At 42.0% G+C, this 25,823-nt stretch carries 24 protein-coding genes and 1 pseudogene; 12 read left to right on the forward strand and 13 right to left on the reverse strand.

The annotated features are described in order from the left end of the window. Positions 1–559: 559 nt before the first annotated feature. The gene (locus RMY31_RS21145; RefSeq protein WP_409878155.1) at positions 560–697 is read right to left on the reverse strand and encodes a hypothetical protein; all 138 of its coding nucleotides are present in this window, start codon (positions 695–697) and stop codon (positions 560–562) included. Between the two features lie 305 nt (positions 698–1,002). Here RMY31_RS21145 and RMY31_RS21150 point away from each other — a divergent pair, with 305 nt between their 5' ends. Further along, entirely contained in the window at positions 1,003–1,779 is a 777-nt protein-coding gene (locus RMY31_RS21150) for a hypothetical protein (RefSeq protein ID WP_322660253.1), read from the forward strand. Positions 1,780–1,929: 150 nt separating this feature from the next. On the opposite strand, the gene RMY31_RS21155 is transcribed toward RMY31_RS21150, so the two are convergent. Beyond that, entirely contained in the window at positions 1,930–2,754 is an 825-nt protein-coding gene (locus RMY31_RS21155) for an SDR family oxidoreductase (RefSeq protein ID WP_322660251.1), read from the reverse strand. Between the two features lie 1,159 nt (positions 2,755–3,913). Here RMY31_RS21155 and RMY31_RS21160 point away from each other — a divergent pair. The 3 genes from RMY31_RS21160 to RMY31_RS21170 all read left to right on the forward strand — a co-directional run bounded on the left by RMY31_RS21160 (position 3,914) and on the right by RMY31_RS21170 (position 8,560). After that, positions 3,914–6,142: an EAL domain-containing protein gene (locus tag RMY31_RS21160; protein WP_322660249.1), complete on the forward strand. Its 2,229-nt coding sequence runs from the start codon at positions 3,914–3,916 to the stop codon at positions 6,140–6,142. A 480-nt stretch (positions 6,143–6,622) separates the two neighbouring features. Beyond that, positions 6,623–6,877: a DUF4212 domain-containing protein gene (locus tag RMY31_RS21165; RefSeq protein WP_322660323.1), complete on the forward strand. Its 255-nt coding sequence runs from the start codon at positions 6,623–6,625 to the stop codon at positions 6,875–6,877. 9 nt (positions 6,878–6,886) lie between these two features. Next, on the forward strand, positions 6,887–8,560 hold the full coding sequence (locus RMY31_RS21170; RefSeq protein WP_322660247.1) for a sodium:solute symporter family protein: 1,674 nt from the start codon (positions 6,887–6,889) through the stop codon (positions 8,558–8,560). 271 nt (positions 8,561–8,831) lie between these two features. Here the strand turns inward: RMY31_RS21170 and RMY31_RS21175 are convergent, their stop codons facing one another. Further along, positions 8,832–8,960, reverse strand: coding sequence for a hypothetical protein (locus RMY31_RS21175; protein WP_322660245.1), 129 nt, complete (start codon positions 8,958–8,960; stop codon positions 8,832–8,834). A 356-nt stretch (positions 8,961–9,316) separates the two neighbouring features. Between RMY31_RS21175 and psb34 the strand changes: the two genes are divergently transcribed. Further along, positions 9,317–9,487 carry a photosystem II assembly protein Psb34 gene (gene psb34 / locus RMY31_RS21180; RefSeq protein ID WP_322660243.1) on the forward strand — a complete coding sequence of 57 codons (171 nt, stop codon included), beginning with the start codon at positions 9,317–9,319 and terminating at the stop codon, positions 9,485–9,487. A gap of 137 nt (positions 9,488–9,624) precedes the next feature. After that, positions 9,625–9,822, forward strand: coding sequence for a hypothetical protein (locus RMY31_RS21185; RefSeq protein WP_322660241.1), 198 nt, complete (start codon positions 9,625–9,627; stop codon positions 9,820–9,822). Positions 9,823–9,879: 57 nt separating this feature from the next. Here RMY31_RS21185 and RMY31_RS21190 read toward each other — a convergent pair whose 3' ends face one another. Next, positions 9,880–11,061, reverse strand: a complete 1,182-nt coding sequence (locus tag RMY31_RS21190) for a M20 family metallopeptidase (RefSeq protein WP_322660239.1) — start codon at positions 11,059–11,061, stop codon at positions 9,880–9,882. A 300-nt stretch (positions 11,062–11,361) separates the two neighbouring features. On the opposite strand from RMY31_RS21190, the gene RMY31_RS21195 reads away from it, so the two are divergent. Further along, positions 11,362–11,583: a hypothetical protein gene (locus RMY31_RS21195; RefSeq protein ID WP_322660237.1), complete on the forward strand. Its 222-nt coding sequence runs from the start codon at positions 11,362–11,364 to the stop codon at positions 11,581–11,583. A 102-nt stretch (positions 11,584–11,685) separates the two neighbouring features. After that, positions 11,686–12,759, forward strand: coding sequence for a dihydroxyacetone kinase subunit DhaK (gene dhaK, locus RMY31_RS21200; RefSeq protein WP_322660235.1), 1,074 nt, complete (start codon positions 11,686–11,688; stop codon positions 12,757–12,759). A 72-nt stretch (positions 12,760–12,831) separates the two neighbouring features. Here dhaK and RMY31_RS21205 read toward each other — a convergent pair whose 3' ends face one another. Then, the gene (locus RMY31_RS21205; protein ID WP_322660233.1) at positions 12,832–13,158 is read right to left on the reverse strand and encodes a hypothetical protein; all 327 of its coding nucleotides are present in this window, start codon (positions 13,156–13,158) and stop codon (positions 12,832–12,834) included. A 412-nt stretch (positions 13,159–13,570) separates the two neighbouring features. Between RMY31_RS21205 and RMY31_RS21210 the strand changes: the two are divergent. From RMY31_RS21210 to RMY31_RS21220, 3 genes and pseudogenes are all read left to right on the forward strand, one after another. After that, a pseudogene (locus RMY31_RS21210) lies at positions 13,571–14,347 on the forward strand (DUF416 family protein). A gap of 171 nt (positions 14,348–14,518) precedes the next feature. Beyond that, positions 14,519–16,171 carry an ABC transporter substrate-binding protein gene (locus RMY31_RS21215; RefSeq protein ID WP_322660229.1) on the forward strand — a complete coding sequence of 551 codons (1,653 nt, stop codon included), beginning with the start codon at positions 14,519–14,521 and terminating at the stop codon, positions 16,169–16,171. Between the two features lie 94 nt (positions 16,172–16,265). Further along, positions 16,266–17,291 (forward strand): ABC transporter permease, encoded by a 1,026-nt coding sequence (locus tag RMY31_RS21220; protein WP_322660227.1) that lies wholly within the window; start codon positions 16,266–16,268, stop codon positions 17,289–17,291. Between the two features lie 95 nt (positions 17,292–17,386). Here RMY31_RS21220 and RMY31_RS21225 read toward each other — a convergent pair whose 3' ends face one another. The 8 genes from RMY31_RS21225 to RMY31_RS21260 all read right to left on the reverse strand — a co-directional run bounded on the left by RMY31_RS21225 (position 17,387) and on the right by RMY31_RS21260 (position 24,021). Next, the gene (locus RMY31_RS21225; protein ID WP_322660226.1) at positions 17,387–17,572 is read right to left on the reverse strand and encodes a hypothetical protein; all 186 of its coding nucleotides are present in this window, start codon (positions 17,570–17,572) and stop codon (positions 17,387–17,389) included. Positions 17,573–17,716: 144 nt separating this feature from the next. Beyond that, positions 17,717–19,084, reverse strand: coding sequence for an NAD(P)/FAD-dependent oxidoreductase (locus RMY31_RS21230; RefSeq protein ID WP_322660224.1), 1,368 nt, complete (start codon positions 19,082–19,084; stop codon positions 17,717–17,719). Between the two features lie 155 nt (positions 19,085–19,239). Further along, on the reverse strand, positions 19,240–19,479 hold the full coding sequence (locus tag RMY31_RS21235) for a hypothetical protein (RefSeq protein WP_322660222.1): 240 nt from the start codon (positions 19,477–19,479) through the stop codon (positions 19,240–19,242). Between the two features lie 38 nt (positions 19,480–19,517). Then, positions 19,518–20,186, reverse strand: coding sequence for a heme-copper oxidase subunit III (locus tag RMY31_RS21240; protein ID WP_322660220.1), 669 nt, complete (start codon positions 20,184–20,186; stop codon positions 19,518–19,520). Between the two features lie 94 nt (positions 20,187–20,280). Further along, positions 20,281–21,960 carry a cytochrome c oxidase subunit I gene (gene ctaD / locus RMY31_RS21245; protein WP_322660218.1) on the reverse strand — a complete coding sequence of 560 codons (1,680 nt, stop codon included), beginning with the start codon at positions 21,958–21,960 and terminating at the stop codon, positions 20,281–20,283. Continuing rightward, positions 21,950–22,900, reverse strand: coding sequence for a cytochrome c oxidase subunit II (locus RMY31_RS21250; RefSeq protein WP_322660215.1), 951 nt, complete (start codon positions 22,898–22,900; stop codon positions 21,950–21,952). Before RMY31_RS21250 ends, ctaD begins: the two co-directional genes overlap by 11 nt. Positions 22,901–22,924: 24 nt before the next feature. Continuing rightward, entirely contained in the window at positions 22,925–23,530 is a 606-nt protein-coding gene (locus tag RMY31_RS21255; protein ID WP_322660211.1) for a DUF2231 domain-containing protein, read from the reverse strand. After that, on the reverse strand, positions 23,527–24,021 hold the full coding sequence (locus RMY31_RS21260; protein WP_322660209.1) for a DUF2231 domain-containing protein: 495 nt from the start codon (positions 24,019–24,021) through the stop codon (positions 23,527–23,529). The genes RMY31_RS21255 and RMY31_RS21260 overlap by 4 nt, the downstream gene beginning before the upstream one ends. 696 nt (positions 24,022–24,717) lie before the next feature. Here RMY31_RS21260 and RMY31_RS21265 point away from each other — a divergent pair. Then, on the forward strand, positions 24,718–25,530 hold the full coding sequence (locus tag RMY31_RS21265) for an SDR family oxidoreductase (RefSeq protein ID WP_322660207.1): 813 nt from the start codon (positions 24,718–24,720) through the stop codon (positions 25,528–25,530). The last annotated feature ends 293 nt before the right edge of the window (positions 25,531–25,823 follow it).

A 25,823-nucleotide genomic window follows, 5' to 3' on the forward strand; every position in this document is an offset into this window, starting at 1 on the left:
AGTATTTCCCATCGATAGCACTATAATCGACTTCGGGATAGTAATATTTGCGTTCACTGTCAGCTAATACCTCTTTATTGAGGTTGTCCAAAAGTTAAAGTTCGCTAATGAACATTTTTAACTCATACTATCCTATCCGGTTTAAACCCATGCACAGAACATAATATACTTTGAGCGATTGTGACTTTAACTTATGTCACTTCATATTCTCCCAACGGTAAAAATCCAGTAAATCAAAATTTTTTCCTGATTCAATAGGGTTTCATTTTTTTAGTTAATTCAGTTTTATACAAGTATTTATATATAGTTAGATTACGATCAACCTAACGATTCATATCATAGTATGTAAGAACACTTAAGCGTGTAACTTTACCAAAAATTCATATATAGGTATACAGTTTTATTTTTCAAAAAACTGCGGGAGAATAGGACAGGTGGAAAGTACCATTGGCTTAAATATATGTGTTTAAGGTAAACCTGGAGCATAATTGCGAGGAAGCCATTAGTTAGGACTCTATTAATTAGGAGTTAGGAGTAAGCGATTATTTGGGAGATGGCCCTACAGACAGTGGGAGGATATCAGCGAGTAGCTGTCCTCACCCGATCGATGCAAAGGTTTACCTTCCGCCTCTGTCGGGAATGTGTTACACCATTCGACTCGGCAACGCAGGCGATCGCCGATTTCTAAGGTTGTCATAATGGGCTTAATTAAAACCAGTGGCAACTTAATTAAAGTCGAAATAACAAGACTTTTGGCTGTTTTTGAATAGCGCCTAAGTAGCAATTTTCGAGTCTTGCAGCTAAAGTCCCCGAAACTCCTTATGTATCAGCCACGACAGCACGAGTTATTACTAACTGTTTATAAATATTTCCAGTAAGGATAAACACTCAATCGAAATCTGTCAAAAGACAGTCTGTAAAACATTTTTTTATTCTGTTGATACAACGGAATAAGTAATGCTTGCGGTAAATTGCTGTTTAAAGTCGTAATGGATATTGCATATGCAGCTTCTTGAAGTTCCCGATGTCACAGTCATTGCAGGGGAAAATGCGCTTCCTGTTTCTCAACTGCCTCCTGTATGGCAAGACATTGCTACGGGAACGGCAAATGTCGGATGCAATCGACAAAGTTATGTTGAGATGGCACAGTTGTTCTTGTACAAATTAAAACAGGGTGATGTTGACCTGTTTAGCGAATGCTCTGAGTTAGCTCACCTCAAACCTTCATTTTCCCAGCTATTTGGACATCTAGCATGGGAAACCCTAGAATTCTACGGGTATGACTTGATAATTCACCACTATCCGAATTTTGAGGAAGTTTTGCATGAGTTTGAGTCAAAAGGGGCTGAGTACGCCAATGAGGTACAAGTAGCTCGCATTGGCATTGAGCTTTTTCGTGAGTTTGGTTATGAATTGCCTGCGAGTTTCTACCACGTGCATTTAGCTCCCATTTATCGAGATCATGTGTTTGAAGAACGCGCTCTTAGATTTGACAAGCGTGACATCGAACATAAGCGTTCCTGGGATGCCATCTTACATGCTGGTAAGGTGTTTGCTATCCAAATGAAGGTGCAAAGTATTGCTTCTAAGTACGGTTTTACTTATCAACATGGTTGCGGTTGCAATTCTCACTTATCTTCAATCGATCCATCTGATGGCGCATTTGAATATGAATTGAGCCAACAAAAGCGATCGCGGTGGATTCGCAGTTTTATCTGGACTGCATGGTATGAGTATGCCTTCTTTCCGATTGTGCCAAATACCAGTTATTTGGTCTGAAGAAACAGAAATCATTCTGTCAGACTGAATGCGGCTACACAAACAAAGCTCCAAAGTTCTGAGCGGAGGGTTCCTCCGCTCAGACTTTTCTGCGCCTAAGCAGGCTATTGGTTTTATAGTAATCAATTTCAAGAGAATCGCTATTGCATCCTACAGAGAGCCGTAACGCTGGCGCTGTTTACGCATAATGAAATTATTAATCAGTAACGACAACTGAGGACTCAGGCGATATATCCACCAAAATATATGCACATATCTAGGAAATGCTACGATTAATTGTCCCCCTTCCACCCCACGCAGTATGTTTTTGACAGCTGTCGGCACATCAATAAACTTTAGGGGAATGCGACTCTTAATCTGTTCTGCATTGACACTTTTACCATAGGCACCGCTTTTGAAAAGATTGGTATCAATATAACCTGGACATACGACTGTCAGCTTGATTCCATGGTTTTTAGCTTCGGATGCCACCGACTGAGTTAGACCAGTTAAGGCATGTTTAGTTGCTACGTAAGGCGAACACAATACACCAGGCATCAAGCCATACATGGAAGCGATATTCACGATGTGACCGCTACGCTGGAGCATCATCTGTTGATAGGCTGTGTACATTACATAGACAACACCGAGCAGATTGATATCTACAGTGCGCCGCCACGTAGTTGGATCGAGTTCCTGAAATTCGCCTCCTACTCCAACGCCAGCGTTATTGAATACATAGTCGAGCCGCCCGTAGTGATTTACAACACTAGTGATAACCTCTGCAACGCGCTCTGGGCTTGTTACATCTAAGCTGGCAGCTTCCACATTTCCCCCTGCTTGCTGCAAGCGCTTTGCCAGCTTGAGGGCAGCCTCTATATTGATATCAGTAAGTACGACTCTAGCACCGCGTCGCGAAAGCTCCTCACACAAACCTTGCCCCAAGCCAGAAGCACCACCCGTCACTAGGGCCACTTTGCCGGAAAAATTACTCATTTTACGACTTTTTAACAGTGGAGGACTTCAAAAGTCTAGCTATGAAAATATTTTGTGTCAACCATAAAACAAGTTTATTTCTAATTTATTAAGCAAAAAAATTAATAGTAATAAAGATAATATTAAATTTAGTTTTTATAGTTCGTTTTTAACATTTTAAATTCTCTTTTGTTGTAATAATATTGCTATTTTTGAATGTAAAAGTTGTAATACTTAAACTTGAAATAGTAAGTGCGATCGCACCAATGATACTATCGTCGCAACTCGGTACTTTCGATAAAATTGTAAATGTAGCCTTCTGTAAATCAGAAAATTTTCAACTATAACACTTAAGTTATTAGACACTAAATCTGATTCTTGATACCGTTTATTTGTAACGCTGCGCCAAACTCTCTTAAGTAGAACGGTGCAAATAAACAAAACTATATTACGAAAAGTAAACTTAACTAAAACTCTCTTCCCTTCTGCCATCTGCCCTCTGCCTTATCTTAATGATAAATATTCACGCCGACCTACTTAATTTCTTATTTATTGGTGTTTTTGGCGCTCTACCCTTTGTGTGACGACGCTCCTTCTGGTGCGTCCACTAGGGGAACTTCGCTAACGCCAGTCGCTTATGGGAGAAACCACGCCAGACCCTTCAACGGGGAACCTCCGCAACGGAGTGTCTCACCGCATTGGCTCCCTTTGACAGAAGACTCGCGCTTCACTGCATCGTCAAGACGGGGGCTGACTCACCGCGCTGGCTGACCGCTGCGCGTCTAATGCGGTTCAGTTAATACAGAATTGGTATGAGAGCTAAATATGCCACAAAACTAGTTATTTACTTAAACAAAGATGAATAAATGTGTAAAAACATTTAAGACAAGCCTAGTTATGCTTGACATAGATGACAAATTTATAGTTGGGTAAAGTTATAGAAAGTAGTATTTTTTGGTATTGCTAAATTTTAAATTATGATTGAAACTTTTTGAAAAAAATTAAAATTCTTTGATTCCCCAGCTTCCTCAGATACCCTTACTCCACATTACTAGTGAGTAACCCAATTAGCTAAGTTATCTAACTCATGAAATCTTTATCTAGTTAAAGTGTAGTTCATTTCTTACAGGAAGACTGGTGGGAACACTAAGATAAATAGGATTGAATAAGGCGGTTACCTATGAGCCAAACGTGTCCTACCTCCAAGACTTGTGCTTGTCGCAATATTGTGCGTTGCCGGACTGGGGAAGCAGGCAGGCTCTTTCTCTGGTTCCCCATTTCCCATACTTTGACAAAAGTTAGCTCCCGCCTAGAGCAGTTCGCCATTGAGTATGAACTAATGGACGAACGGCCGGGTCTGAGTTTGAACTGTAGACCCGGACAGGCTCAAGAAATTGCCCGTAACTTAGCTCAAATCCTTGCACCGAGAGAATTAAAAGAGACGCAAGTCCTTTTTATTCGAGGTGCTATCCAACCCCAACTCCAAGATTTTAGTGACATTGCTTCATTGCAGCGCTTTATTAAATTTAATCAGTCAGACTGGCTGGTTGAAATGCTAGCAACAGAACGATTCACTATTCACTTCCAACCCATCGTCTCAATTAAGGATACATCCCAGATTTATGGATATGAATTGCTCTTGCGAGGGCTGGATGAACAAGGCAATTTAGTGCTGCCGGGATCGATCCTAGAATTAGCAACCGAAGCCGGGCTTCTACCACAACTCGACCGAGTTGCTCGCCTCAGCGCGATTACAGAAGTCAGTCGCCATCAAGTGAGCGGGCACATTTTCATCAATTTTGCACCAACAGCGCTTTATGACCCCGTTTCTTGCCTACACAGTACGGTAGAGGCAATCGATCGAGCAGGCATTGAGCATGAGCGGGTTGTTTTTGAAGTCGTGGAGTCAGATAATCCTCAAGATTTAGCCCACCTCAAAGCCGTACTGCAATATTACAGGGATACTGGGTTTTTAGTTGCCCTTGATGACCTCGGTTCAGGCTATTCCAGCCTGAACTTGCTGCATCAGTTACGTCCAGACTTTATCAAGTTGGACATGGAGTTAATTCGGAATGTTCATCAAGACCTGTATAAAGCCTCAATTACTGAGAAGCTTCTAGAGATTACTCAAAAGTTAAACATTCAGACCGTCGCTGAAGGAATTGAGTGCATAGAGGAACTGAACTGGCTGCGAGAAAGAGGCGCAACGTTTGCTCAAGGATATCTAATTGCCAAACCCACTGCCGTTCCTGTGACTGCAACCCCTAACTTCGATCCGATCGCCTTAACTGTAGCATCGGCACATTCTCAGCAGGTTGAGCAGCGTGTCCAACACCAAACCGAGTCAGAGCGAATTGTCGCGGCTGTGACACAGCGCATTCGCCAATCGTTGGAGTTAAACGAGATTTTGCAAACCACGGCAGATGAGGTGCGACAACTGTTTGAAGTAGATCGAGTAGTTATCTATCAGTTCCAGCCAGACTGGAGTGGGTTAGTTGCTGTAGAATCCCTAGCAGAAGGGTGCATGTCCATTTTGGGATTTCACGTCATGGACACGTGCTTTCAATCCACGCGTGCCAGTTATTACCAACAAGGCAATAGTAGAGCGATCGCAGACATTGAAACTGCGGGACTATCACCGTGTCATGTTGACCTCCTCCGGAGTTTGGAAATCCGAGGAAACCTTGTTGTGCCTATTTTGCAGCAAGAGCGTTTGTGGGGGCTATTAATTGCTCACCAATGTAGTTACATTAGAGAGTGGCAGCAATCGGAAATTAACTTGTTTAACCAGTTAGCAAGTCAAGCTGCGATCGCCATTCAGCAATCAGAACTTTACCACCAATTACAACAAGCAAACCAAGAATTACAGCGCCTTGCCTCTTCGGATGGTCTAACCCAAGTAGCAAATCGCCGCTGCTTTGATGACACGTTCAATGCAGAATGGCAACGATTGGCACGGGAGCAAGCCTCGCTGTCTTTGATTTTGTGTGATGTCGATTTCTTTAAGCTTTACAACGATACTCATGGACATCTGGCAGGAGATGATGCACTCAGACACGTTGCCAAGGCAATTTCTCAGGCACTTAAACGCCCTGCTGATTTAGTTGCTCGGTATGGTGGAGAAGAGTTTGCAGTCATTTTGCCGAATACTGATATTGAAGGGGCGATCGCAGTTGCAACAGAGATCCAGGCCAATGTTATGGCATTGCAACTGCCTCATCCAAATTCTCAGGTCTGTGAGTTCATCACGCTAAGTCTTGGTGTGGCAACCATCATTCCTCATAGCCAATCATCTCCCGCAACCTTAATTGCTGCTGCCGACCAAGGACTTTACCAAGCAAAAGCACAAGGAAGAAATTGTGCTGTGCAAATGGAGTGTAAAGATGCTGATGCTACATCTCTTGTTTAGCATAAATATTGAATTCGTCGGAGTAATTATTCAAATTCAATACTTTATAAATAAAGCCATTAGCTTCAACTTTAATAGTTTATAAGCCTGAAAATAAGGGATCTTCAGTTGAGGAGTAGGCAAAGCACAAATAAATCAACCTCATTTGGTCTACATACAACTGTGGTTTTTCAGTTGGCATAAGATAGCATTTATTTGAGAATGCAAACCTTGGCATGGTTTCCTCAATCAGTATTCACGAAATATTATATATATAGGACTCTCTTTGATTTTTGCGAAGCTAGTTACACCTCTACCTCCCTTCTTGACTGTTTATTGGCTACGCAAGTAATTTCAGGAATGAAATCGGATTATTATAAGTTATTTTTATGGCTTATAGTTTCATAAATGTTACTAAGTAATGGGGAAAATAATACAAGAATTTATACAGGAGAATAACGTCTTCTTGATATTATCTTGATGCACTTACGATATACAACAATGGATGAACATCAGCTTCGCTCTTATTGGCGTGCTAATACTGCTTTAATTCGCAATCTTTTAATTGTCTGGGCACTGGTTTCCATAGTTTTCAGTATCTTGTTGGTTCAACCGTTGAATGCGATACGTTTTTTCGGCGTACCCTTCGGTTTTTGGATGGCACAGCAAGGATCAATCCTCATATTTGTGGCATTGATTTTCATTTATGCCTTCCAAATGGACAAGCTAGACCGCAAGTATAATATCAGGAAGTGAGGAAAAACCGTGTCAGTTGAACTTTGGACGATTTTGTTGGTTGGAATCTCCTTCCTCCTCTACATTTACATTGGTTGGCGATCGCGAGTCAAAGACAGTAAGGATTTCTTCATAGCAGGTCAGGGAATACCCTCAATTGCTAATGGTGCTGCTACCGCTGCTGACTGGATGTCCGCAGCCTCGTTTATTTCCATGGCAGGGCTGATTTCTTTTTTGGGCTACGACGGTTCTATTTATCTAATGGGTTGGACTGGTGGGTATGTGCTATTAGCATTGCTTTTAGCTCCCTACCTACGGAAATTTGGTAAGTATACAGTACCGGATTTTGTGGGCGATCGCTACAACTCAAATGTCGCTCGCTTGGTGGCAGTAGTTGCTGCTATTTTCATCTCTCTCACCTACGTTGCTGGGCAAATGCGGGGTGTCGGCATTGTTTTTAGCCGCTTTTTGCAAGTAGACATCAATACAGGTGTCATCATTGGTATGTTGATCGTGGGCTTCTTTGCAGTGTTGGGCGGCATGAAAGGCATCACTTGGACGCAAGTTGCACAGTACTGTGTATTGATTTTTGCTTACTTAATTCCAGCTGTAGCGATCGCTTGGCTACTTACGGGCAACCCCATTCCTCAACTAGCATTTACCTTTAGTGATGTTGCGACTAAACTCAATCAAATCCAGGTTGACCTAGGGTTTAAAGAGTATACTCAGCCATTTGTGAACAAGCCGATGCTGGATGTGTTGTTCACCACTATTGCCCTGATGGTAGGCACTGCTGGCTTGCCTCATATCATCGTTAGGTTTTACACAGTACCGAGTGTACGTGCAGCCCGTTTTTCTGCTGGTTGGGCATTGTTATTTATTGCCATTCTTTATACTACTGCTCCTGCTCTCTCTATGTTTGCCCGCTATAACCTGATTGATTCCCTGCATAATCGTACGGTAGCAGAAGTACAGCAGTTAGACTGGGCAACTAAGTGGGAAAAAACAGGACTGCTGGCCTTCGATGACAAAAATAAAGATGGCCGTCTACAGTTGCTTCCCAATAAAGACACCAATGAAATTAAGATTGACCCAGACATCATCGTGCTTTCCACCCCAGAGGTAGCTAAACTTGCTCCTTGGGTAATTGGCTTAGTAGCAGCTGGCGGGTTGGCAGCTGCCTTATCTACAGCATCGGGTTTGTTGTTGGTAATCTCCAGTTCTGTGGCCCACGATGTCTACTACCGCATAGTAGATTCAAGTGCTTCAGAACAAAAACGGGTATTTGTCGGGCGCGTCATGATCGGACTATCCCTCGTTTTAGCCGGATACTTTGGAGTGAATCCGCCGGGATTTGTTAGTCAGGTGGTGGCTTTTGCCTTCGGTTTAGCTGCTGCTAGCTTCTTCCCCGTGATTTTCCTGGGGATTTTCGACAAGCGCACCAATGCCCAAGGGGCGATCGCTGGCATGTTGACGGGTTTAACTTTTACAATCATCTACATTGTCGGCGTTAAATTTGCGGGTATGCAACCCTGGTTTTTTGGTGTTTCTCCTGAAGGAATTGGCACTTTGGGGATGTTAATCAACTTAGTAGTTACCCTAGTAGTTTCTCGCCTAACCCCACCTCCTTCCGCAGAAGTCCAAGCACTGGTGGAAGACCTACGCAGCCCGAACATTGAAGAAGTGCAACAGGCACATTCTTGACATTTTTATCTCTCCTATAGAGGGATGGGGCATTCGGCAGTTTTGGTAAAGCTAGGCATTAACGATTTGATCTAGAGGCGTTTCAGTGAAACGTCTCTATTAACAACAAAGGTAGTCCCAATGAAAAAATTTCACCCCTTTAGGATTCGGCAGTCACTCATTGGGGAACTCACGCAACGGACTGGCTCCCCAAGACCGGGCTGCCTCACCATCATGCATGGAAAAGGAACTAGGGACTAGGGACTGCCTTTTGCCTTCTTTAAATGTAATGCTATGGCAGGGAATTAGACTCCAGCTTTTTATGTCTAGGTAGTGTCCAGTAAATTCCAGAAGATAAGACTGCACTAGCAACAGCAGCAATTAGGACAACTTGCAAAAGCTCACTCCAATCTAAAGTCATTTTTGTTACCTCAATATTTATGAATCATTTGGAGTAGGTGGTCATGTGTGTGTCTATAATGGCTCTTCCTTTACTTATCGACAAGTGTTTATATTTAATTTTTCAGAAAAATAGTAAAAATATTTTTTTAAGTGTAAATACTGTAAAAATAAGTAATTTTTATTACAAAGTTTGAAATATATACAGAAAATCCAACGTTTAGAAAAATTTTTGGGTAAGCGACATACTTGCTCCCCCATTTTTGATAAGTAGTTTTTATCATGGCTATCTATTATTCTTTGTCAAGTGCTATTGACTATTTGTAACAATATTGTTAAATTTAGTTACATAAGTTAACAAATAAAGGAAAAAAAGCTATGTACACCACTGTTAATGAAGACGGCGTTCTCAACAACTACGCAACTGAACCCCAGATGTATTACGCTGAGTACCCTGCTATTTGGCAACAACGTAAGTATGTTGTACAGGGTGTTTTTGCTAGTTTAATTGTCACTACTTTAGTTTTGGTTGCTTTAAGCGTTAGCTAAAACTTTTTGGCTTCGGTATCGGTATCTCATCGTCATTCGTACTTCTCTCTCTCGCCTCGGTTAGTTTCACCGAGGTTTTTTGCTGCTACGGTAGGGAATGTGGCAAGGAAAGCGATCGCAAATATTTCTACCCTAGTGTGGTTAGAGAATTGGAAGTACTGGGCAAACTCCCCTATCTCAAGCCCTACTTAAAACGTTACACGTTTGCTACCTGGGCGATCGCTTTTGGTATTACTCCCGACCGAGTAGCGTTGTGGATTGGGGATGAAGTCACCACAGTTTTAAGGCATTACTACCACGTTCGGGTGGTAGATTCCGAGTGTCCTGATTTTTGAGTAGCAAGCGCCTTGCTACTCAATTAGTTTCAATAAAAAGCCCGATATTTTAAGGGTTTATGGTTGCTGGAAATATTTATAAGCTGTATATGCCATAGTCACAACCCCAGTGATAATTGCAGATTCATCGACTTCAAATTCGGGATGATGTAATGAGTGATTAATAATTCTATCTTTGTAGCCTACACCTAAGCGAAACATGGAACCAGGGACATGTTCCAAATACACAGAAAAATCTTCAGCACCAAGAGAAGGTTCGGGTAAGACTTGGACGCGATCGCTACTCCAAGCTTCTTCTGCTGATGATTGTAATAATTGCGTTAGAGTATAATCATTTTGCACGCTGGGGACACCTTGCCGATAATTGACTTGATAATGCGCCCCATAGGCATGGCAAACATTAGCCACAATGTTTTCAATCCAGTTCGGCAGATGGGCACGGGTTTCTGGGTGAAGCGATCGCACAGTTCCTAACAACTGCACCTTATCAGCAATCACATTCGGCGCTCTACCACCACTAATCTTGCCGATGCTCAATACCACAGGACGCAAAGGGTTCTGGGTGCGACTAATCGCCTGTTGTAGTGCAGTAATGACTTGCGAGGCAATCCAAATTGCATCAACCGCCTCATGAGGACGTGCCCCGTGCCCAGATTCTCCGATAATGAGAATCTCTAAATCATCGGCCGCTGCTGTCAAAGCACCATAACGCACGCCAATAGACCCTGCCGGTATAGAAGGGAAAACATGAATCCCTAATACAGCCGAGACATTTTCTATTGCCCCATCTCTTACCATCCAATTTGCCCCTTGAGCAATTTCCTCGGCTGGCTGAAATAAAAACCGCACCTTACCACCTAACTCCTCTGCTATCTGGGACAGTATCATTGCTGTTCCTAATCCAACTGTGGTGTGGACATCATGTCCGCAGGCGTGCATAATCCCTTCAGCACGGGAGGTAAATTCCAACCCTGTGCGTTCTTGAATTGGCAAAGCATCCATGTCAGTGCGAATTGCCAATAAGCGGTCATCTTTGCCAGTATTTCGCAGTTCTCCAATAACACCAGTTTTACCAATTCCCTCTTGCACGTGAAGGCCACTGGAAGACAAGACACCTGCAACGAAGGCAGCTGTTTGATACTCTTGACCGCTGAGTTCTGGGTGAGAGTGAATGTGGCGACGAATCTCGATTAAGCGAGGCGCTAGTTGTGTAGCTAAATCCTTAATACGGGTCAGCATTGCTCATTTTCAGTTTACGGGCTTTGTTCCATGATAAGAAAGTGTTAACAAAGAAAATGCTCTTGCTCTACAGCAAGAGAACGTAACGATGCAAGACAAGCGGTTATATGAAGGCGATCGCGGATTCTTACCAAAACTATTGCGATCGCCTTTTTTATACGAACGATTGCAACCTTCAAAGTTTTGATGTGTTAATACATCGATGGTATATTAGTTAAAGAAAATCTGTAAAATTTCACTTTATTTGACACACCAACGCGCCAAAGATAGATTAAGACGAGTAAATTATTGAGTTCTAAAATGCCGAAATACGTTGACCTTTCTCCTTATTGGACAGAAGAAAAGAACATATCAATTCAAAAAGCTAAAGACATGACAGGGTTAGATAAAAGAACCTTGTCATCTGCTAAAAAAGGCCAACTTGAGCGTTGCCAATTTGAGACTCTTTTTAAACTCAAGGATTTTGCTTCTGAGTTAGCTGGTAAAGCACTAACACTAGAAGAGATTTTTAAAGATGATTGAGTGAGGAAGGCAGAAGGGAAAAATTTTTGTGTCTTAATTACGACTTACAAATTACGAATTACGTTAGCGAGTCATCGAGCGTCACGAGCGCCATTACGAATTATGAAAAAGCTGATTAATAAGCCGGAAGACTTTGTACGGGAAAGTCTAGAGGGTATGGCAGCAGCTTATACCGATCTAATTAAAGTGAATTATGACCCGACTTTTGTTTATCGAGCCGACGCACCCGTACAGGGTAAAGTAGCAATTATTTCTGGTGGGGGCAGCGGTCACGAACCGATGCACGCTGGCTTTGTGGGTAGAGGAATGCTGGATGCTGCCTGTCCGGGAGAGGTTTTCACTTCACCTACTCCTGACCAAATGCTGGCAGCTGCCAAGCAGGTAGATGGTGGTGCTGGTATTCTTTATATCGTCAAAAATTACAGTGGCGATGTAATGAACTTTGAGATGGCAACGGAGTTAGCCCGTAGTGAAGGCATCCGAGTGCTGAATATTTTGATTGATGACGATGTAGCTGTGAAGGATAGCCTTTATACCCAAGGAAGGCGGGGTGTGGGAACAACAGTACTTGCGGAAAAAATTTGTGGTGCGGCAGCCGATCGAGGGTATGATTTGCTACAAATAGCAAATTTGTGCCGTCAGGTAAATTTGTATGGGCGGAGTATGGGAATAGCTTTGACTTCTTGCACTGTACCAGCGAAAGGAACACCAACATTTGAATTAAGCGAGCGCGAACTAGAAATCGGTATTGGCATTCACGGCGAACCAGGTAGGGAACGTATTGCTGTCAAATCGGTAGATGAGATTACTGAGATTTTAGGGCGAACAATCATTGATGATGCACCCTATCACCGTGTAGTTAGAGAGTGGGATGAAAATCAAGGAGAATGGGTAGATTTGGAACTAACAGATCCACCTTTTGAAAAAGGCGATCGCTTGCTAGCTTTCGTCAACGGTATGGGTGGCACTCCTGTTTCTGAACTTTATCTTGTCTATCGCAAATTAGCCAAAATCTGCGAACAGCAAGGACTACAAATTGTGCGAAACCTGATTGGTTCCTACATCACTTCTCTAGAAATGCAAGGATGTTCGATAACCTTGCTGAAACTAGATGACGAGATGATTCAGTTATGGGACACACCCGTGAAAACGGCGAGTTTACGCTGGGGAATTTGATGTTGTAGAGACGCGATTAATCGCGTCTCTACTTTTCGCCACGTCCCCGCGTCTCCCCATTCCCCTATTCTCCTACTGAACCACCGATTGTAAATTTTGCAAATGACACCTTGTTTCGGCCGTACCTAGGCGTTCAATTACTTGTTCAGCACTCATCAAACGCTTCAGCACTACTTGACCGATTGTATCGCTAGCGACAGATGATGTTGTTGGTTTTACTTCCACGGTCAAAATAGCTTCTTCAACTCGATAAAGCCATAGCAATTCATTGCTTTCCACTAAACAAATATTCAGGCGTTGAATATCTGGTTGCCGTCGCCATGCGGTTATCTGCCACAATCCATCAGATGCCCACACTCTGCCAACAGTCCATCCTTCAGAAAGAAAGAAATATTTCACGTTTTTAGTCTCTCACTATTAAACTTTCAATCTGCTATCGACGATCGCACCCTCATCTGAATCGATGATATATAAAAATGAGTTTGTAAATAAAGCCATGATGGCTATCTTTACCGTAAAGGACACTGCGATTAGGGCAGGTGGTCGCCGAGCGAAGCCGAGGTGAGGCAGTAGGCAGAAGGTAGCGCCAATGAAAAAATTTCATCACAAGGCATGAAAATCTGGCTTTCACATACACCCCTAAACCCTTACCCTCCTACACCCACTTTCATCTAATTCATAATCAAACGTCTGTATGGCAATTTCTGTTCGCTGCAAATGTTTTTGCCACAGTTTTGAAAAACTTAGACATCAATATAGACAAGCATATAATTGACACAGCAACTGCTAACAATATAACTTCACTATAAAAATGAATCTAAAGTACGGTGAATTCGATATATTGGAGCGAGAATTAGAAGCTCTTTCACCTATGCATCGAGTTGCTTTTGCGGCAGCTTGTTGCGAAAGATTGTTTCCGAACTATGGCATTTTCTTGCGAGAAATAAAAGAACAAGGCTGGAATGAGCAAGATCCCATAAGAGAAGCACTTGACGAGATATGGGAATTTTTGGCAGGTAAAAAAATCGATGCAGCAAGATTTCGTCAGTTATTGTCTAATTGCGAAGAATATCCCTATGACTATGACAATGAAGAAACTCCTGAAGGACAGAGAGGCGCGTGGATTGTCTGTGAGACTATAGAACTTTGTCTTGAACAAATTCCGCAACAAATTATTTTAGTCGCAAAAGAAATAGATGAAACTCTTTTTGTATATATAGATTATTTAAAATGCGAGTCTGAAGACGATAACTTGCAATACATTTCACACGAATAAATATTAAAAATAGAAGTTTCTTTAGATCGAACTCCGCAAAAGACTATTTCAGTAGCAAAAGAAATAGATGAAACTCTTTTTGAGTATATAGATTATTTAAGATGCCAATCTGAAGACGAATACTCGGAAGACATCTCCCACGAAGAACTATTAGAAATAGTTGCCAACCATCCGTTTACAGTAAGAGAAATGGCAAAACAAAGCGAAGACTTGCAACGCTTGCGAGAAACTCCTACGTTAACTCCTGAGTTTTTACAGTGGCTGCGTACTTCTTCTGAAAATAGTGGTAAAAGTCTACTAGATTTAAGTTAAGAAAAGAATCGTGAAGAATTTGAATAGATAGCCTTACGCTGACTAGCAGCGTAGACGCGCCGCTACGAGTCAAAAATCAACCAGATTAATTGTAAAAAATTGCGTACTGGAGCCATTAGAACCAAATATATAGTATGATGACTGACCGCTGATTCCAAAAAGCTGAATAATATGACCTGGTTTTCCTTGTCTGCAAGACGGTGGGTTCGGATTACAAAATTCCTATCTTTGTTCTGTGTATGTTTATTTTTAGTCATTAGTTGCACCGGAGGCGGCAATTCTCCGCCTGCGGGAACTAATACAACATCTACTCCGGCAGGTGATGGTCGCATTACCATAGGTACAACAGGCAAGCCGAGAACTTTAGATCCGGCTGATGCCTATGAGTTGGCATCCTTGGGTTTAGTATTTAATATGAGCGATCGCCTCTACACTTATCAACCAGGTAGTACGGAAATTAAGCCCCAACTAGCTACAGCATTACCTAAAGTCAGTCAAGATGGTTTGACTTATACGATTCCCTTGCGTCAGGGAGTCGTTTTTCATGATGGGACTCCTTTCAACGCTAAAGCAATGGAGTTTACCATCAAGCGTTTCATTGAAAATAAAGGTAAACCTTCTTTTTTATTAGCCGATACAGTCAACACAGTGCAAGCCACAGGCGAGAATGAGTTAACAATCAAGCTGAAAAAACCTTTTGCAGCATTTCCTTCACTGCTGGCATTTTCTGGAGTATGTGCAGTTTCACCTAAAGCTTACGAAGTTGGGGCTGGGAAATTTAAGCCAAGTATTTTTGTGGGGACTGGCCCTTACAAGCTAGGGTCTTATGGTACTGATTCTCTAAGATTGGATGTATTTGACAAGTATTGGGGAGAAAAACCAGCCAATAAAGGTGTTAACGTCCAAATTCAGACTAGTCCAGTTAATTTGTTTAATGCCTTCCGTACAGGTGCAGTCGATGCAGCCTACCTATCCTTAGAACCAGATCAAATTCGCAACTTAGAGGAACGTGGTAAAAAAGGAGATTGGCAAGCAATTAGCGCTCAGGGTAGTGTAGTAAGTTATCTAGTATTGAATCGCAATCAAAAGCCTTTAGATCAACTAGAAGTAAGACAAGCGATCGCGGCAATTGTCGATCGTCCATTAATTATGCAGCGAGTATTATACGGTCAAGCCGATCCGCTGTACAGTATGATTCCCACCACATTTGATGTTTCCCAGCCATTATTTAAAGATAAATATGGTGATGGAAACTTTGATAAAGCTAAACAAATATTAACTGGTGCTGGTTTCTCCAAAGAAAATCCGGCAAAAATCCAAGTTTGGTATCCTTCGAGTTCGCCCACGCGCAGTTTAGCAGCACAAACTCTCAAATCTTTAGTTGATACTAAAATGGATGGGATTATACAGTTTGAAGTCACCACTGTAGAAGGTCCTACTTTCTTTAAAGACATTTCCAGAGGTTTATATCCAGCCGCTTTGCTTGATTGGTATCCAGACTTTTTAGATCCAGATAATTACGTACAACCGTTTTTATCTTGTCAGAAAGGTTCAGTTGCTAAAGGCTGCGAGGATGGAGGCAGTCAAACTCAAGGCTCGTTTTACTATAGTGAAGCTATAAATCAGTTAATCGACCAGCAACGCAAAGAGTTAAACCCCGAAGCGCGTAAGAAAATTTTTGCACAAATTCAAACGCAAGTAGCAACTGATGTCCCTTACGTTCCCTTATGGCAAAACAAAGACTATGTATTTGCCCAAAAAAATGTCAGCAACGTAAAACTTGACCCCACCCAAAATCTGATTTACAAAACCATTAAAAAGTAGTTATTAGTCAGTGGTTAGTGGTCAGTGGTAAATGACAACTAACAACTGACAAATGACAAATGAAAATTAACAACTAACAACTGACAACTAACTTATGTCTCGCTCGAAAGCTTTACAATATTACATTGTCTCTCGCTTGCTCTTAGCGCCACTGCAACTGTTGACAATTATTACAATTGTATTTCTATTACTTAGAGCAACACCAGGAGATCCAGCAGATGCGATTCTCGGTGGACGTGCGCCAGAAGCTGCTAAAGAGGAATTGCGAAAACAACTAGGTTTAAATCTTCCTTTAGGGCTACAGTACCTGAATTATTTGGGAAACATCTTGCGTTTTAATTTGGGAACGTCTTTAACAAGCCGCGGACAAGATGTTTGGGACATAATTGGGCAATATTTTCCAGCGACAGTAGAGTTAGCCGTATTTAGTATGGCAGTTGCTCTTATCGTCGGGATGTTGGTTGGCACTCTCTCTGCTTCTCGTCCTGGGACATATTTTGATGTCGGCGGGCGGTTGTTTGGTATCATCACCTACGCATTGCCGATGTTTTGGGCTGGAATGCTTTTGCAGTTGATTTTCTCTGTACAACTGGGATGGTTTCCTAATTCCAACCGCTTTCCGCCCACTCTGGCCGCACCTTCTCGGATTACTGGGCTGTATACAATTGATAGTTTGCTTGGTGGAAACTTCAGTCAGCTTTTTGCCTCTTTGCATCATCTTGCCCTTCCTAGCCTCACCCTCGGACTTTTGCTCAGTGGAATTTTTGAGCGAATTGTGCGCGTGAATTTAAAGCAAACATTACGCGCAGACTATGTAGAAGCAGCTAGGGCAAGAGGAATTCCTGAAAAGAAGATTCTAGTCTCCCACGCCTTAAAAAATGCTTTAATTCCAGTGATTACGGTGTTGGGATTAACCTTTGCTTCTTTGTTAGGAGGAGCGATTTTAACCGAGGTGACATTTTCTTGGCCGGGGTTGGCGAATCGGCTGTATCAAGCAATCAGCGATCGCGATTATCCCACAGTCCAGGGAGTATTGGTATTTTTTGGGGCGATCGTTGTTAGTGCCAGCATTTTAATTGATATTTTAAATGCTTATGTCGATCCTCGTATTCGATACTAGTACAGCTTAGTAGAAATAACTATCCTGTAGAAAAAGACGTTGCATTGCGATGTCTCCACACGCATGAAATTATCACAAACAATCGCCAAGCTGTACTAGTGAGTTTCTTCTTTCAGCAGTGATAATTTAGTGATATCGGAAACGAGTTCAAAAGCAAGTGCTTGTGTATAAAAATCCAAAGAGCGATGTCTACGACGGGCTACGCCTACGCAGTTTGTTACCGTTAAGCTAATAGCTCGAATTTTTTGTACCTGTACATTGGTACGAGTAGGCATATTCATTAATCAAGGCTCCTTTTCCCCTTTCCCAATCCGGCGTTGCATATTTGCGGGATGATTTGGCTAATTAAAAAATTTCTTCTCCTGCTTCCCCAGCCTCCCCTGCTTACCTCAATTCATACCACTGTTCTGCAACGCCCCCAATCCCTAGTCCTTTTTCTCTTCATCGCCTAACATTTTCAATAATTTCCTAGCAACTAAAACACCAACAACTCCTGCACCAACTATTTCTACAGCTTGTACCACTTTTTTGCCTACATCTTGAGGGTCGAGGTGCTGGTGAAAAATCTCTTCATCTACCCATTCGGTCGTAGCTTTGAAGTCATGAATTGGTGTCGGCAATAGTGTTAAATAAGTGCCTTGACGGATTAAATGTGCGGGTTCACCTGCAACTTCAAAAATATTAAATAAGTTAGCAGCCGCATCATTTATCCCCAACTTTAAAAGAGTTCCACGGATATTAACCTTAGCAAGTTTGAGTTCTTCACCTAAAGCTAGTGCTTTCAAATTTTGGGCAATATTAGCTCCCTGTTGATAAGCAACTTGGGCTGTAGGCGGTAGCGAATTATCCTGAACTGCTGCACAATCACCGCCTGCAAAAACTTCTGGAAAGTCGAGCAATTGCATGTTAGGAGTGACTAGGGGACGACCGTGACGATCCCGATGTTCTTTGGGAATTGGTAAGTCTTGAATTAGTGGATGGGTGGAAGTGCCAGCTGCCCAGATTGTGGTGTATGTTGCCAGTGTTTTAACTTCATCATTACTCTTATATTCAATTGTATTAGAGTTAACAGCAGTAGCTTCTGCTTCCGTAAGGATTTCAATTGGTACAGTGCGTTTTTGTAATTCTTTCTCGACAATTGAGCGCAGTGGATCGTTAATATCACCATCGAGGATTTCTTTGCCATGATTGAGTAGAATCACGCGGATTTCAGTAGAATTGCCCCCTAAAGCGCCGTACCAATGCGGCAGAAAGTCTGCTAAAGTAGCAGCCATTTCTACGCCACTTGGACCACCACCAACTACGACTACTGTTAATAGTTTTCGGCGTTGTTCTATATCTTCGGTTTGGACTGCTTTTTGTAAACAGTCGCGTAAATGACGGTCAAGCGCGATCGCATCTGCTTGCGTCCAGAAAGGAAAGGCGTATTCTCTAGCACCATTCACTTGATGATAGCCAGTGACGCTGCCCAAAGCTAATACTAAATTGCTATAGTTATAAGAGTTTCCCGAAGCTAATTTGACTGCCTTTTGATGCAAGTCGATTGACTCTACTGTATCTTGTACAAAGATAATACCACTACCTTTAAGTAATTCCGAAAAACGTGGGACTACTTGAAAAGTATCCATCTCGCCATCGAAATACTCATAAAGTAATGGCTTAAAGCAAAAGCGCTCGTTTTTATCAATTAAGATTACAGAGCGAAGATAATGTTCGTGAGTTAGATGTAAAGCTGTAAATAGTCCGGTGAAACCACCACCAATAATCACAGTTTGATAAACTGGGCTGTTCATAAAATTCCTCCCAAATTTTGTAACAGGATGTTTAACAAGAAAGAATTCAGGAGTCAGTAGTCAGAATTCAGTATGAATTCTATTAGTAGTGGGTCTAAATTCCCTAGTAATTAATTCTGAATTCTGAATTCTGTATTCTTCAACGAGAGCTTCTACTAGATGAGTAAAAAGAAAGCAATCAAAATAGCGCTGAGGATAACAGCGAATACAATAGCGTATTCAACTCTGCGACTAAAAAATCCTACAGCAGCAACCAAGGCGATCGCTAGCGCAATAATGCCAACATACTGCTCTTTCTGTAAATTGTGTGCAATAAGTGGGTCTTTGTCTGTACCAAGTGGTGGAGCTTCTTGAATTGCTCTTGGTGATGGTAATTCTTGTGCTAATAAATTCATACATTTACTCCTGAAAATACTTTTATCTCTTAGCAATTTTATGCCTGCCACAGATAGAGAAGGGAGAATAAGAAAACCCAAACTATATCAACAAAGTGCCAAAACAAAGTAGTCGTACTTGCACCAAAGTGACCTTTATTATAATTACCTCGAATGAAGGAACGGACAAGCATAATTATTTGGAGAATTACACCAGTAAGAACGTGTAGACCGTGGAAACCCGTTAATACATAAAATGTTGAACCAACTAGTCCTGTGCTTAACTTAAAATCTAGCTTGCTCCACTCAATTATTTGACCGATTAAGAAGTAGGTTCCCATTGCAATCGTCATCAACCAGAGCCAGCGAAATTTGTTTAGCTTGCCACTCCTGAGAGCATTTTCTGCGGGTTGGATGACAAAGCTGCTGGAAAGTAACACCACCGTATTAATAATCACAAAGTTAGATAATTCCGGTCCCGAAACACCGGGTGGTAGCCAATCTCTTGAGTGCGTTAATCGTAGAGCAACGTATGTAAAGATAAAACTCAAAAATATTAAGCTTTCAGAGAGCAGAAACACGGTAAACCCAAACATCCCTTTGCCATGATGGTCTTCATGACTCCCACCACCACTTGGTAAAAACCGCTTCAGCCAATTTGGTAGACGGCGATGCCACCGCTCAAAACGAATAGGACTTTCATCTATATGGATGATACGACGGGTCATGATTGGGGATTAGGGATTGGGGACTGGGGATTGAGGATTGGGGATTGGAGATTAAGGATTGGGGATTGGGATTAAGAAAATTATTTCCTAGTCCCTAGTTACTTGATTCATGGTTATCGGAATTTTCTATCACTGAATATTTTGGATCGCCGTAGTCGTAGGGAGGTCTTCTAACAACCGGAATCTCCTCAAAATTCTCTCGTGGTGGTGGTGAGGAAGTTGTCCATTCCAAACCGCTAGCGTGCCAGGGATTGTTTACTGCCTTCGAGCCGTATAGCCAGGAACCCACCATATTAGCAATAAAGGGCAGTGTGGATACTCCCAGTAAGAAGCCTCCAAGGCTAGCGATGATGTTCCACCCCTGATACTGGGGGTCGTAGGAGGAAATTCGGCGCACCATTCCTTGTATACCAAGTGGGTGCATGGGGAAAAAGGTAAGGTTGGCACCAATAAAGGTTAACCAGAAATGCAGCTTACCCCAGCCTTCGGCGTACATTCTTCCAGTGATTTTGGGAAACCAGAAGTAAATGGCTGCGAAGATTGCCATCGCGATCGTATTGAAGACAATGTAGTGAAAATGACCCACTACAAAGTAGGTGTTGTGGACGTGAATATCAAACGGCACTGCCGCAAGCATCACACCAGTGATACCGCCAAAAAGAAACATTGCTGCACCTCCCATAGCAAACAGCATTGGTGTCTCCAAGTGCAGCTTGCTCTTCCAAATTGTCGCAGTCCAGCCAAACGCCTTTACGCCAGTGGGCACGGCAACCAACATTGAGGTGGCCATGAAGGTCATTCGCATCCAGCCAGGGGTAGCACTGGTAAACATATGATGCACCCAAACGAAGATGCTCACTAAAGCAATGCCTAAAGAAGCGATCGCTAATGACCGATAGCCAAACAGGGGATTGCGTGAAAAGGCAGGCAGAACTTCCGCAAAAATCCCGAAGGCTGGTAGCGCCATGATGTAAACTGCTGGATGGGAGTAAAACCAGAATAAATGCTGGTAGATGATGGGATCGCCGTTTTCCCCAGGTTTGAAGAATTGCGTGCCGAAAGCTAAGTCAAACAATAGCAGTATCAATGCACCTGTCAAGGAAGGCAAATTAATCAGTTGCAACAACTGGGCGCTGAGAACTGACCAAACAAACACAGGCATCCGGAAAAATGTCATCCCCCGCGCTCGCATCCAAAAGATGGTGGTAACAAAGTTGACAGCCCCCATGATAGAAGAGATGCCTATCAACACTAAACTTACAATCCAAATAAATTCACCATTAATTGGTTGACCAGGGGGAATTTGGAGACTGACTGGTGGATAAGACCACCAACCGGACTGCGCGGTACCATTAGGTAGCAAGAAGCTAGACAGTAGCAAAATACTTGCTGGTGGAATAATCCAGAAAGAGATGGCGTTGAGCAGAGGAAATGCCATATCCCGCGCTCCAATCATCAGCGGAACTAGGTAGTTAGAAATACCTGCATTAAACGGGATAATCCACAAAAAAATCATGATTGTCCCGTGCATGGTGAACAAGCTGTTATAGAGGGGGCGGTCAACTAAATTCGATTCGGGGGTGAGGAGTTCGGCGCGGATGAGCATCGCCATCAGCCCGCCAATCAGGAAGAAAATGAAGGTCGTCACCATGTACTGAACGCCGATGACCTTATGATCTGTGCTGAAGCTAAAGTAGTACCGCCAGTTATTATCAGACTCGTTATGGGAATTTTCAGGCTTTCTATCCCCGTTTATATCTATATCATGTGTCATTGCTTACCTTCTTTTCAACTGCGATCGCCTCTGGCGCTGCGCTTTGCGCAATCGCGGGAGACATTGAGGGTGCAACAGTGTACCAGCCAGTTTTAACCAATGTTTTTGCTGGCTGTGTATACTCAGCAACTGCCTGATTTTTTATAGTGGTTGGTTCACCAACCACCTTGACAAGCCACTGGTTATAAGCTTGTTGAGATTCAACATATACATTTGCATCCATCAAAGCAAAGTAAGTACCACTGAATAGAGAATCTTTTAAATGATATTTGCCTGGGCGAATCGGCGTTAGCACAAGATCGATATTGCGATCGGGAACAATATACTGCTGTAAACGGAACTCAGGGACGTAAAAACTGTGGAGTACGTCTTTAGCGTGCATATTTAAACGGGTGCTGCGATTAACTGGCAAGTGTAATTCATTACTAGTGACATTATTTGGATAGCGGAAAGACCAATCCCACTGTTTCACGAAAACCTCAATCGTAAGAGACGCTGGTTTGGGAACATCGCTGACTTCTGCGGCGTAGGCTTTTTCAGGTTCTAGAGGCGTATGCAAATGCACGATTTGCCCCAAACCTAAGATATTTAATTGCTGATAAATATTGAAGCCTTGAAAAGCAATCCACAGCACTAATAAAGTTGGGGTTGCCGTCCACAGGATTTCTAACCCCACATCGCCTCTAGAGGGATGCCCCTCAGTATAGTCTTCCTTGGGCGCCCGAAAGAACAGTACTGAATACGCCATCATGCCAACAAGCCCAAGCAAGATGAACGCTCCTACTGAGACTAAAAAGCTAAATAAACTATCAACCTTTTGTGCTTCTGCTGTAGCTTCAGGAGGCATCCAAGAATACGTCTGTTGACCAATCCAATGGCTGAGGACAAGCAACACTGCAATACAACAAGCTATTAGTAAATATTCCAAAAATCTAAACATAAAATTTGAGAAATTATCGTTTAGTTATTTGAGTATTAAATTTGGGTTTGCGCTTTCTCGGATTAATTTAGCCGCAGTAACATGAATCCCGAATTGCTCTCCCAAATGCGCTCCTAAAGTTCCATGGACATATAAGATACCCAGTATGGCAATGCCTGCTAACAAGTAACTCCACTGCACTTGCCTGGAAGCATCCTTGCGCCACTGGTAGCGTTGCAAACCTCTCCATACAGCCATGGCAACGATGATCCCCAACAGCAAAAGACCGCCCAAACCATGCAAAAGCATCGTCCAACCGGGACTTAACCCCCAATCACTCTTTTCATTCACTGGTGGGTTCGCCAGCAGTAGCTCAAAAAAACCAAATGCGACAGTGAAAAATGTTACAACAGCCGCTCCTAATAAGTTGTACCAGCCAACATTAAAGAAGCTAGAACGGATGGCAGTAAGACCCAAAAATTTGAAGATTGGTCGTTCTATATGAAAAAGCACTCCTGCTATATCAAACAAGATGGCAATGATGAATAAACCCAATGTCAGATGTACTAACTGCGGATGCATGGGAATTTCATAGGGCAGTCCGTTAGCGCCTAGTCTCAATCTTAACTGGTCAATTAGTTGCGAGTTCATCGCAAGGCTCCCTGCTTCATTGCTTCAACGACAGGCTCGACATGCAACCCGTATACCCAAAATAGTTTGCTTCCTAGGTATACTTGCAAGAACACCAGACAAATCAAAAATGTTGCTACACCAAGGTAAGCAGGTGGTATTTTCAAGGGTTTGCGGTTACGAATCACAAAACGCCAAGCTGTGATAGCAGCAACAAGCGCCGCCAACGACCAACCCATGACCGTGTGAAAATTGAGTGTCGGCTGAACTGCTTCGTAATTATTTGCCAAACCTGCTTCAAACTGACCAAAAATAACCGCTAGAAAAATAGCTACCGAAGCGACAAACATATTCCAGAAACTGACTTCAAACAAACGGTTATTGTGGGTGAAATAGCCTACCACGTCGCAGAAAAACGAAAAAAACACCATTGCAATCACAAAGTGGACGATGATAGGGTGTATTGGGTCGGGGTAAGGGAGATTTTGGCTATTGAGAGGTAGAGCAGGCATTGCTTTTTCCTGATGGTATCCAAAGGCTATAATGACTTCTTCTAGTAAAAATAAATTAAGTGTTAAATTGTTATATATTTTTACTTTCACTAATATCAGTAAAATAACAATACTTCAAAAGTGTTTATTTTTAATAAAAATATTTTCTAAAAATTAGCAAAAAAACACTATCCTAGGGATGATTTATGTAAAAACGAGATACTAATATTATTAACTAATTCTTATAAAATTCACGTATTCAAGGATAACAGACGTAGTTAAAAACAATTTTTATCATATTAGCTTTATCAAACTTTATTGGTAAAAAATCAATGTTTATTATTAACAATCTGTTATCAAAATTAAAAGTGTCATCAAATCTATATTTGATTAGAAGAGAAATGCTGCTGACTTTATATTCTAAGGATTTCATACAATAATGAAATTAGAATGAAGTTTTTCTAATTCTTTAGTTAGAGATGTTTATTACTCCAACAGCTAGAAGCGATCGCCACTGCAAACCCCTAAAGTGATGCCAGAATCAGAGAAATTGTTCTAAAAAACTAAGCGGGTATTAAGTAATATTTAACGTAAGTACGTTTAGCAAGCAGCTCCATGATTGAGTCTATAAAATCAGTCAATAGTTATCACTGCTGAATTATGCTGTAAGTTTTTGATATTTAGTAACACTCAAGATCTATATTCTAAGGAAACATTATGAGCTATTCCCCTTACCTGCTTAAAGGTCAAAAAGCACTTGTAACAGGCGCTAGTTCTGGCATTGGCGAAGCTATAGCTCGCAATTTGGCTGCATCAGGTGCAGCAGTAGCTATCAACTATCATTCTGAAGCCGAGGAAGCTCAAAAAATTGTCGATGATATTAGGTCTACAAGCGGTGAAGCTATTGCCATTCAAGCTGATGTTAGTAAAGAAAACGAAGTGAAGGCGATGTTTAGCCATACACTCCAGCAATTTGGAACCATTGACATATTGGTGAACAATGCAGGTCTGCAAAAAGATTCACCTTTTGTAGATATGAGCCTCGACCAATGGAATGCAGTTATTGGAGTAAACCTAACAGGACAGTTTCTGTGTGCGCGGGAAGCTGCAAAGGAATTCTTGCGTCGGGGTGTACAACCGCAGATCTCATCTGCCGCAGGTAAGATTATTTGTATCAGTTCAGTGCATGAGGTGATTCCTTGGGCGGGTCATGTTAATTACGCCACCAGTAAAGGCGGTATCAATATGATGATGCGAAGTATTGCCCAAGAACTTGCCCCCCACAGAATTCGCGTCAATAGTATTGCCCCTGGTGCTATCAAAACCCCGATTAATAAATCAGCTTGGGATACCCCACAAGCAGAAGCAAAGTTACTACAACTGATTCCAGCCAAACGGGTGGGTGAAGTAGAAGACATTGCCAAAGCAGCAGTTTGGCTAGCTTCTGATGACTCTGATTATGTCAATGGGGCGACACTTTTTATAGATGGTGGTATGACTTTGTATCCGGGGTTTACGGCGAATGGTTGAAATAATTTGTAATTCGTAATTAAGAAAGTCATATGTAATCTGGTTCTCCAGATTTATATTTGTAGTCTCATTTTAAAAAATTAGTATGAAACAAAATTTAAAGGCATTATTTTTTAAGGAAAATAGAAAATTCTTGAAAATATTGTCGTTCAACTTCTGAGAAACTCTTTGCTCCACAATACAGGCTAGAAACGCTAAAAATGGTGAAAATTTCTACATTGCATAAATTTTTACACATCAAAATTGCCTAGAATTAATCTGAACTCTAGGGTTAAATCATGATGAGATCCCTG

It is taken from the genome of Dendronalium sp. ChiSLP03b, from assembly GCF_034531165.2.
In the GTDB taxonomy this organism is placed as follows: domain Bacteria; phylum Cyanobacteriota; class Cyanobacteriia; order Cyanobacteriales; family Nostocaceae; genus Dendronalium; species Dendronalium minutum.

Coding starts and splice junctions, on each gene's coding strand:
- RMY31_RS21235 (WP_322660222.1), bottom strand. CDS start 19,479: ATGAATTTATTAGCACAAGAATTACCATCACCAAGAGCAATTCAAGAA.
- RMY31_RS21215 (WP_322660229.1), top strand. CDS start 14,519: ATGACCTGGTTTTCCTTGTCTGCAAGACGGTGGGTTCGGATTACAAAA.
- ctaD (WP_322660218.1), bottom strand. CDS start 21,960: ATGACACATGATATAGATATAAACGGGGATAGAAAGCCTGAAAATTCC.
- RMY31_RS21175 (WP_322660245.1), bottom strand. CDS start 8,960: ATGACTTTAGATTGGAGTGAGCTTTTGCAAGTTGTCCTAATTGCTGCT.
- RMY31_RS21260 (WP_322660209.1), bottom strand. CDS start 24,021: ATGCCTGCTCTACCTCTCAATAGCCAAAATCTCCCTTACCCCGACCCA.
- RMY31_RS21240 (WP_322660220.1), bottom strand. CDS start 20,186: ATGACCCGTCGTATCATCCATATAGATGAAAGTCCTATTCGTTTTGAG.
- RMY31_RS21255 (WP_322660211.1), bottom strand. CDS start 23,530: ATGAACTCGCAACTAATTGACCAGTTAAGATTGAGACTAGGCGCTAAC.
- RMY31_RS21220 (WP_322660227.1), top strand. CDS start 16,266: ATGTCTCGCTCGAAAGCTTTACAATATTACATTGTCTCTCGCTTGCTC.
- RMY31_RS21230 (WP_322660224.1), bottom strand. CDS start 19,084: ATGAACAGCCCAGTTTATCAAACTGTGATTATTGGTGGTGGTTTCACC.
- RMY31_RS21195 (WP_322660237.1), top strand. CDS start 11,362: ATGCCGAAATACGTTGACCTTTCTCCTTATTGGACAGAAGAAAAGAAC.
- RMY31_RS21225 (WP_322660226.1), bottom strand. CDS start 17,572: ATGAATATGCCTACTCGTACCAATGTACAGGTACAAAAAATTCGAGCT.
- RMY31_RS21150 (WP_322660253.1), top strand. CDS start 1,003: ATGCAGCTTCTTGAAGTTCCCGATGTCACAGTCATTGCAGGGGAAAAT.
- RMY31_RS21155 (WP_322660251.1), bottom strand. CDS start 2,754: ATGAGTAATTTTTCCGGCAAAGTGGCCCTAGTGACGGGTGGTGCTTCT.
- RMY31_RS21265 (WP_322660207.1), top strand. CDS start 24,718: ATGAGCTATTCCCCTTACCTGCTTAAAGGTCAAAAAGCACTTGTAACA.
- RMY31_RS21160 (WP_322660249.1), top strand. CDS start 3,914: ATGAGCCAAACGTGTCCTACCTCCAAGACTTGTGCTTGTCGCAATATT.
- dhaK (WP_322660235.1), top strand. CDS start 11,686: ATGAAAAAGCTGATTAATAAGCCGGAAGACTTTGTACGGGAAAGTCTA.
- RMY31_RS21165 (WP_322660323.1), top strand. CDS start 6,623: ATGGATGAACATCAGCTTCGCTCTTATTGGCGTGCTAATACTGCTTTA.
- RMY31_RS21190 (WP_322660239.1), bottom strand. CDS start 11,061: ATGCTGACCCGTATTAAGGATTTAGCTACACAACTAGCGCCTCGCTTA.
- RMY31_RS21250 (WP_322660215.1), bottom strand. CDS start 22,900: ATGTTTAGATTTTTGGAATATTTACTAATAGCTTGTTGTATTGCAGTG.
- RMY31_RS21145 (WP_409878155.1), bottom strand. CDS start 697: ATGACAACCTTAGAAATCGGCGATCGCCTGCGTTGCCGAGTCGAATGG.
- psb34 (WP_322660243.1), top strand. CDS start 9,317: ATGTACACCACTGTTAATGAAGACGGCGTTCTCAACAACTACGCAACT.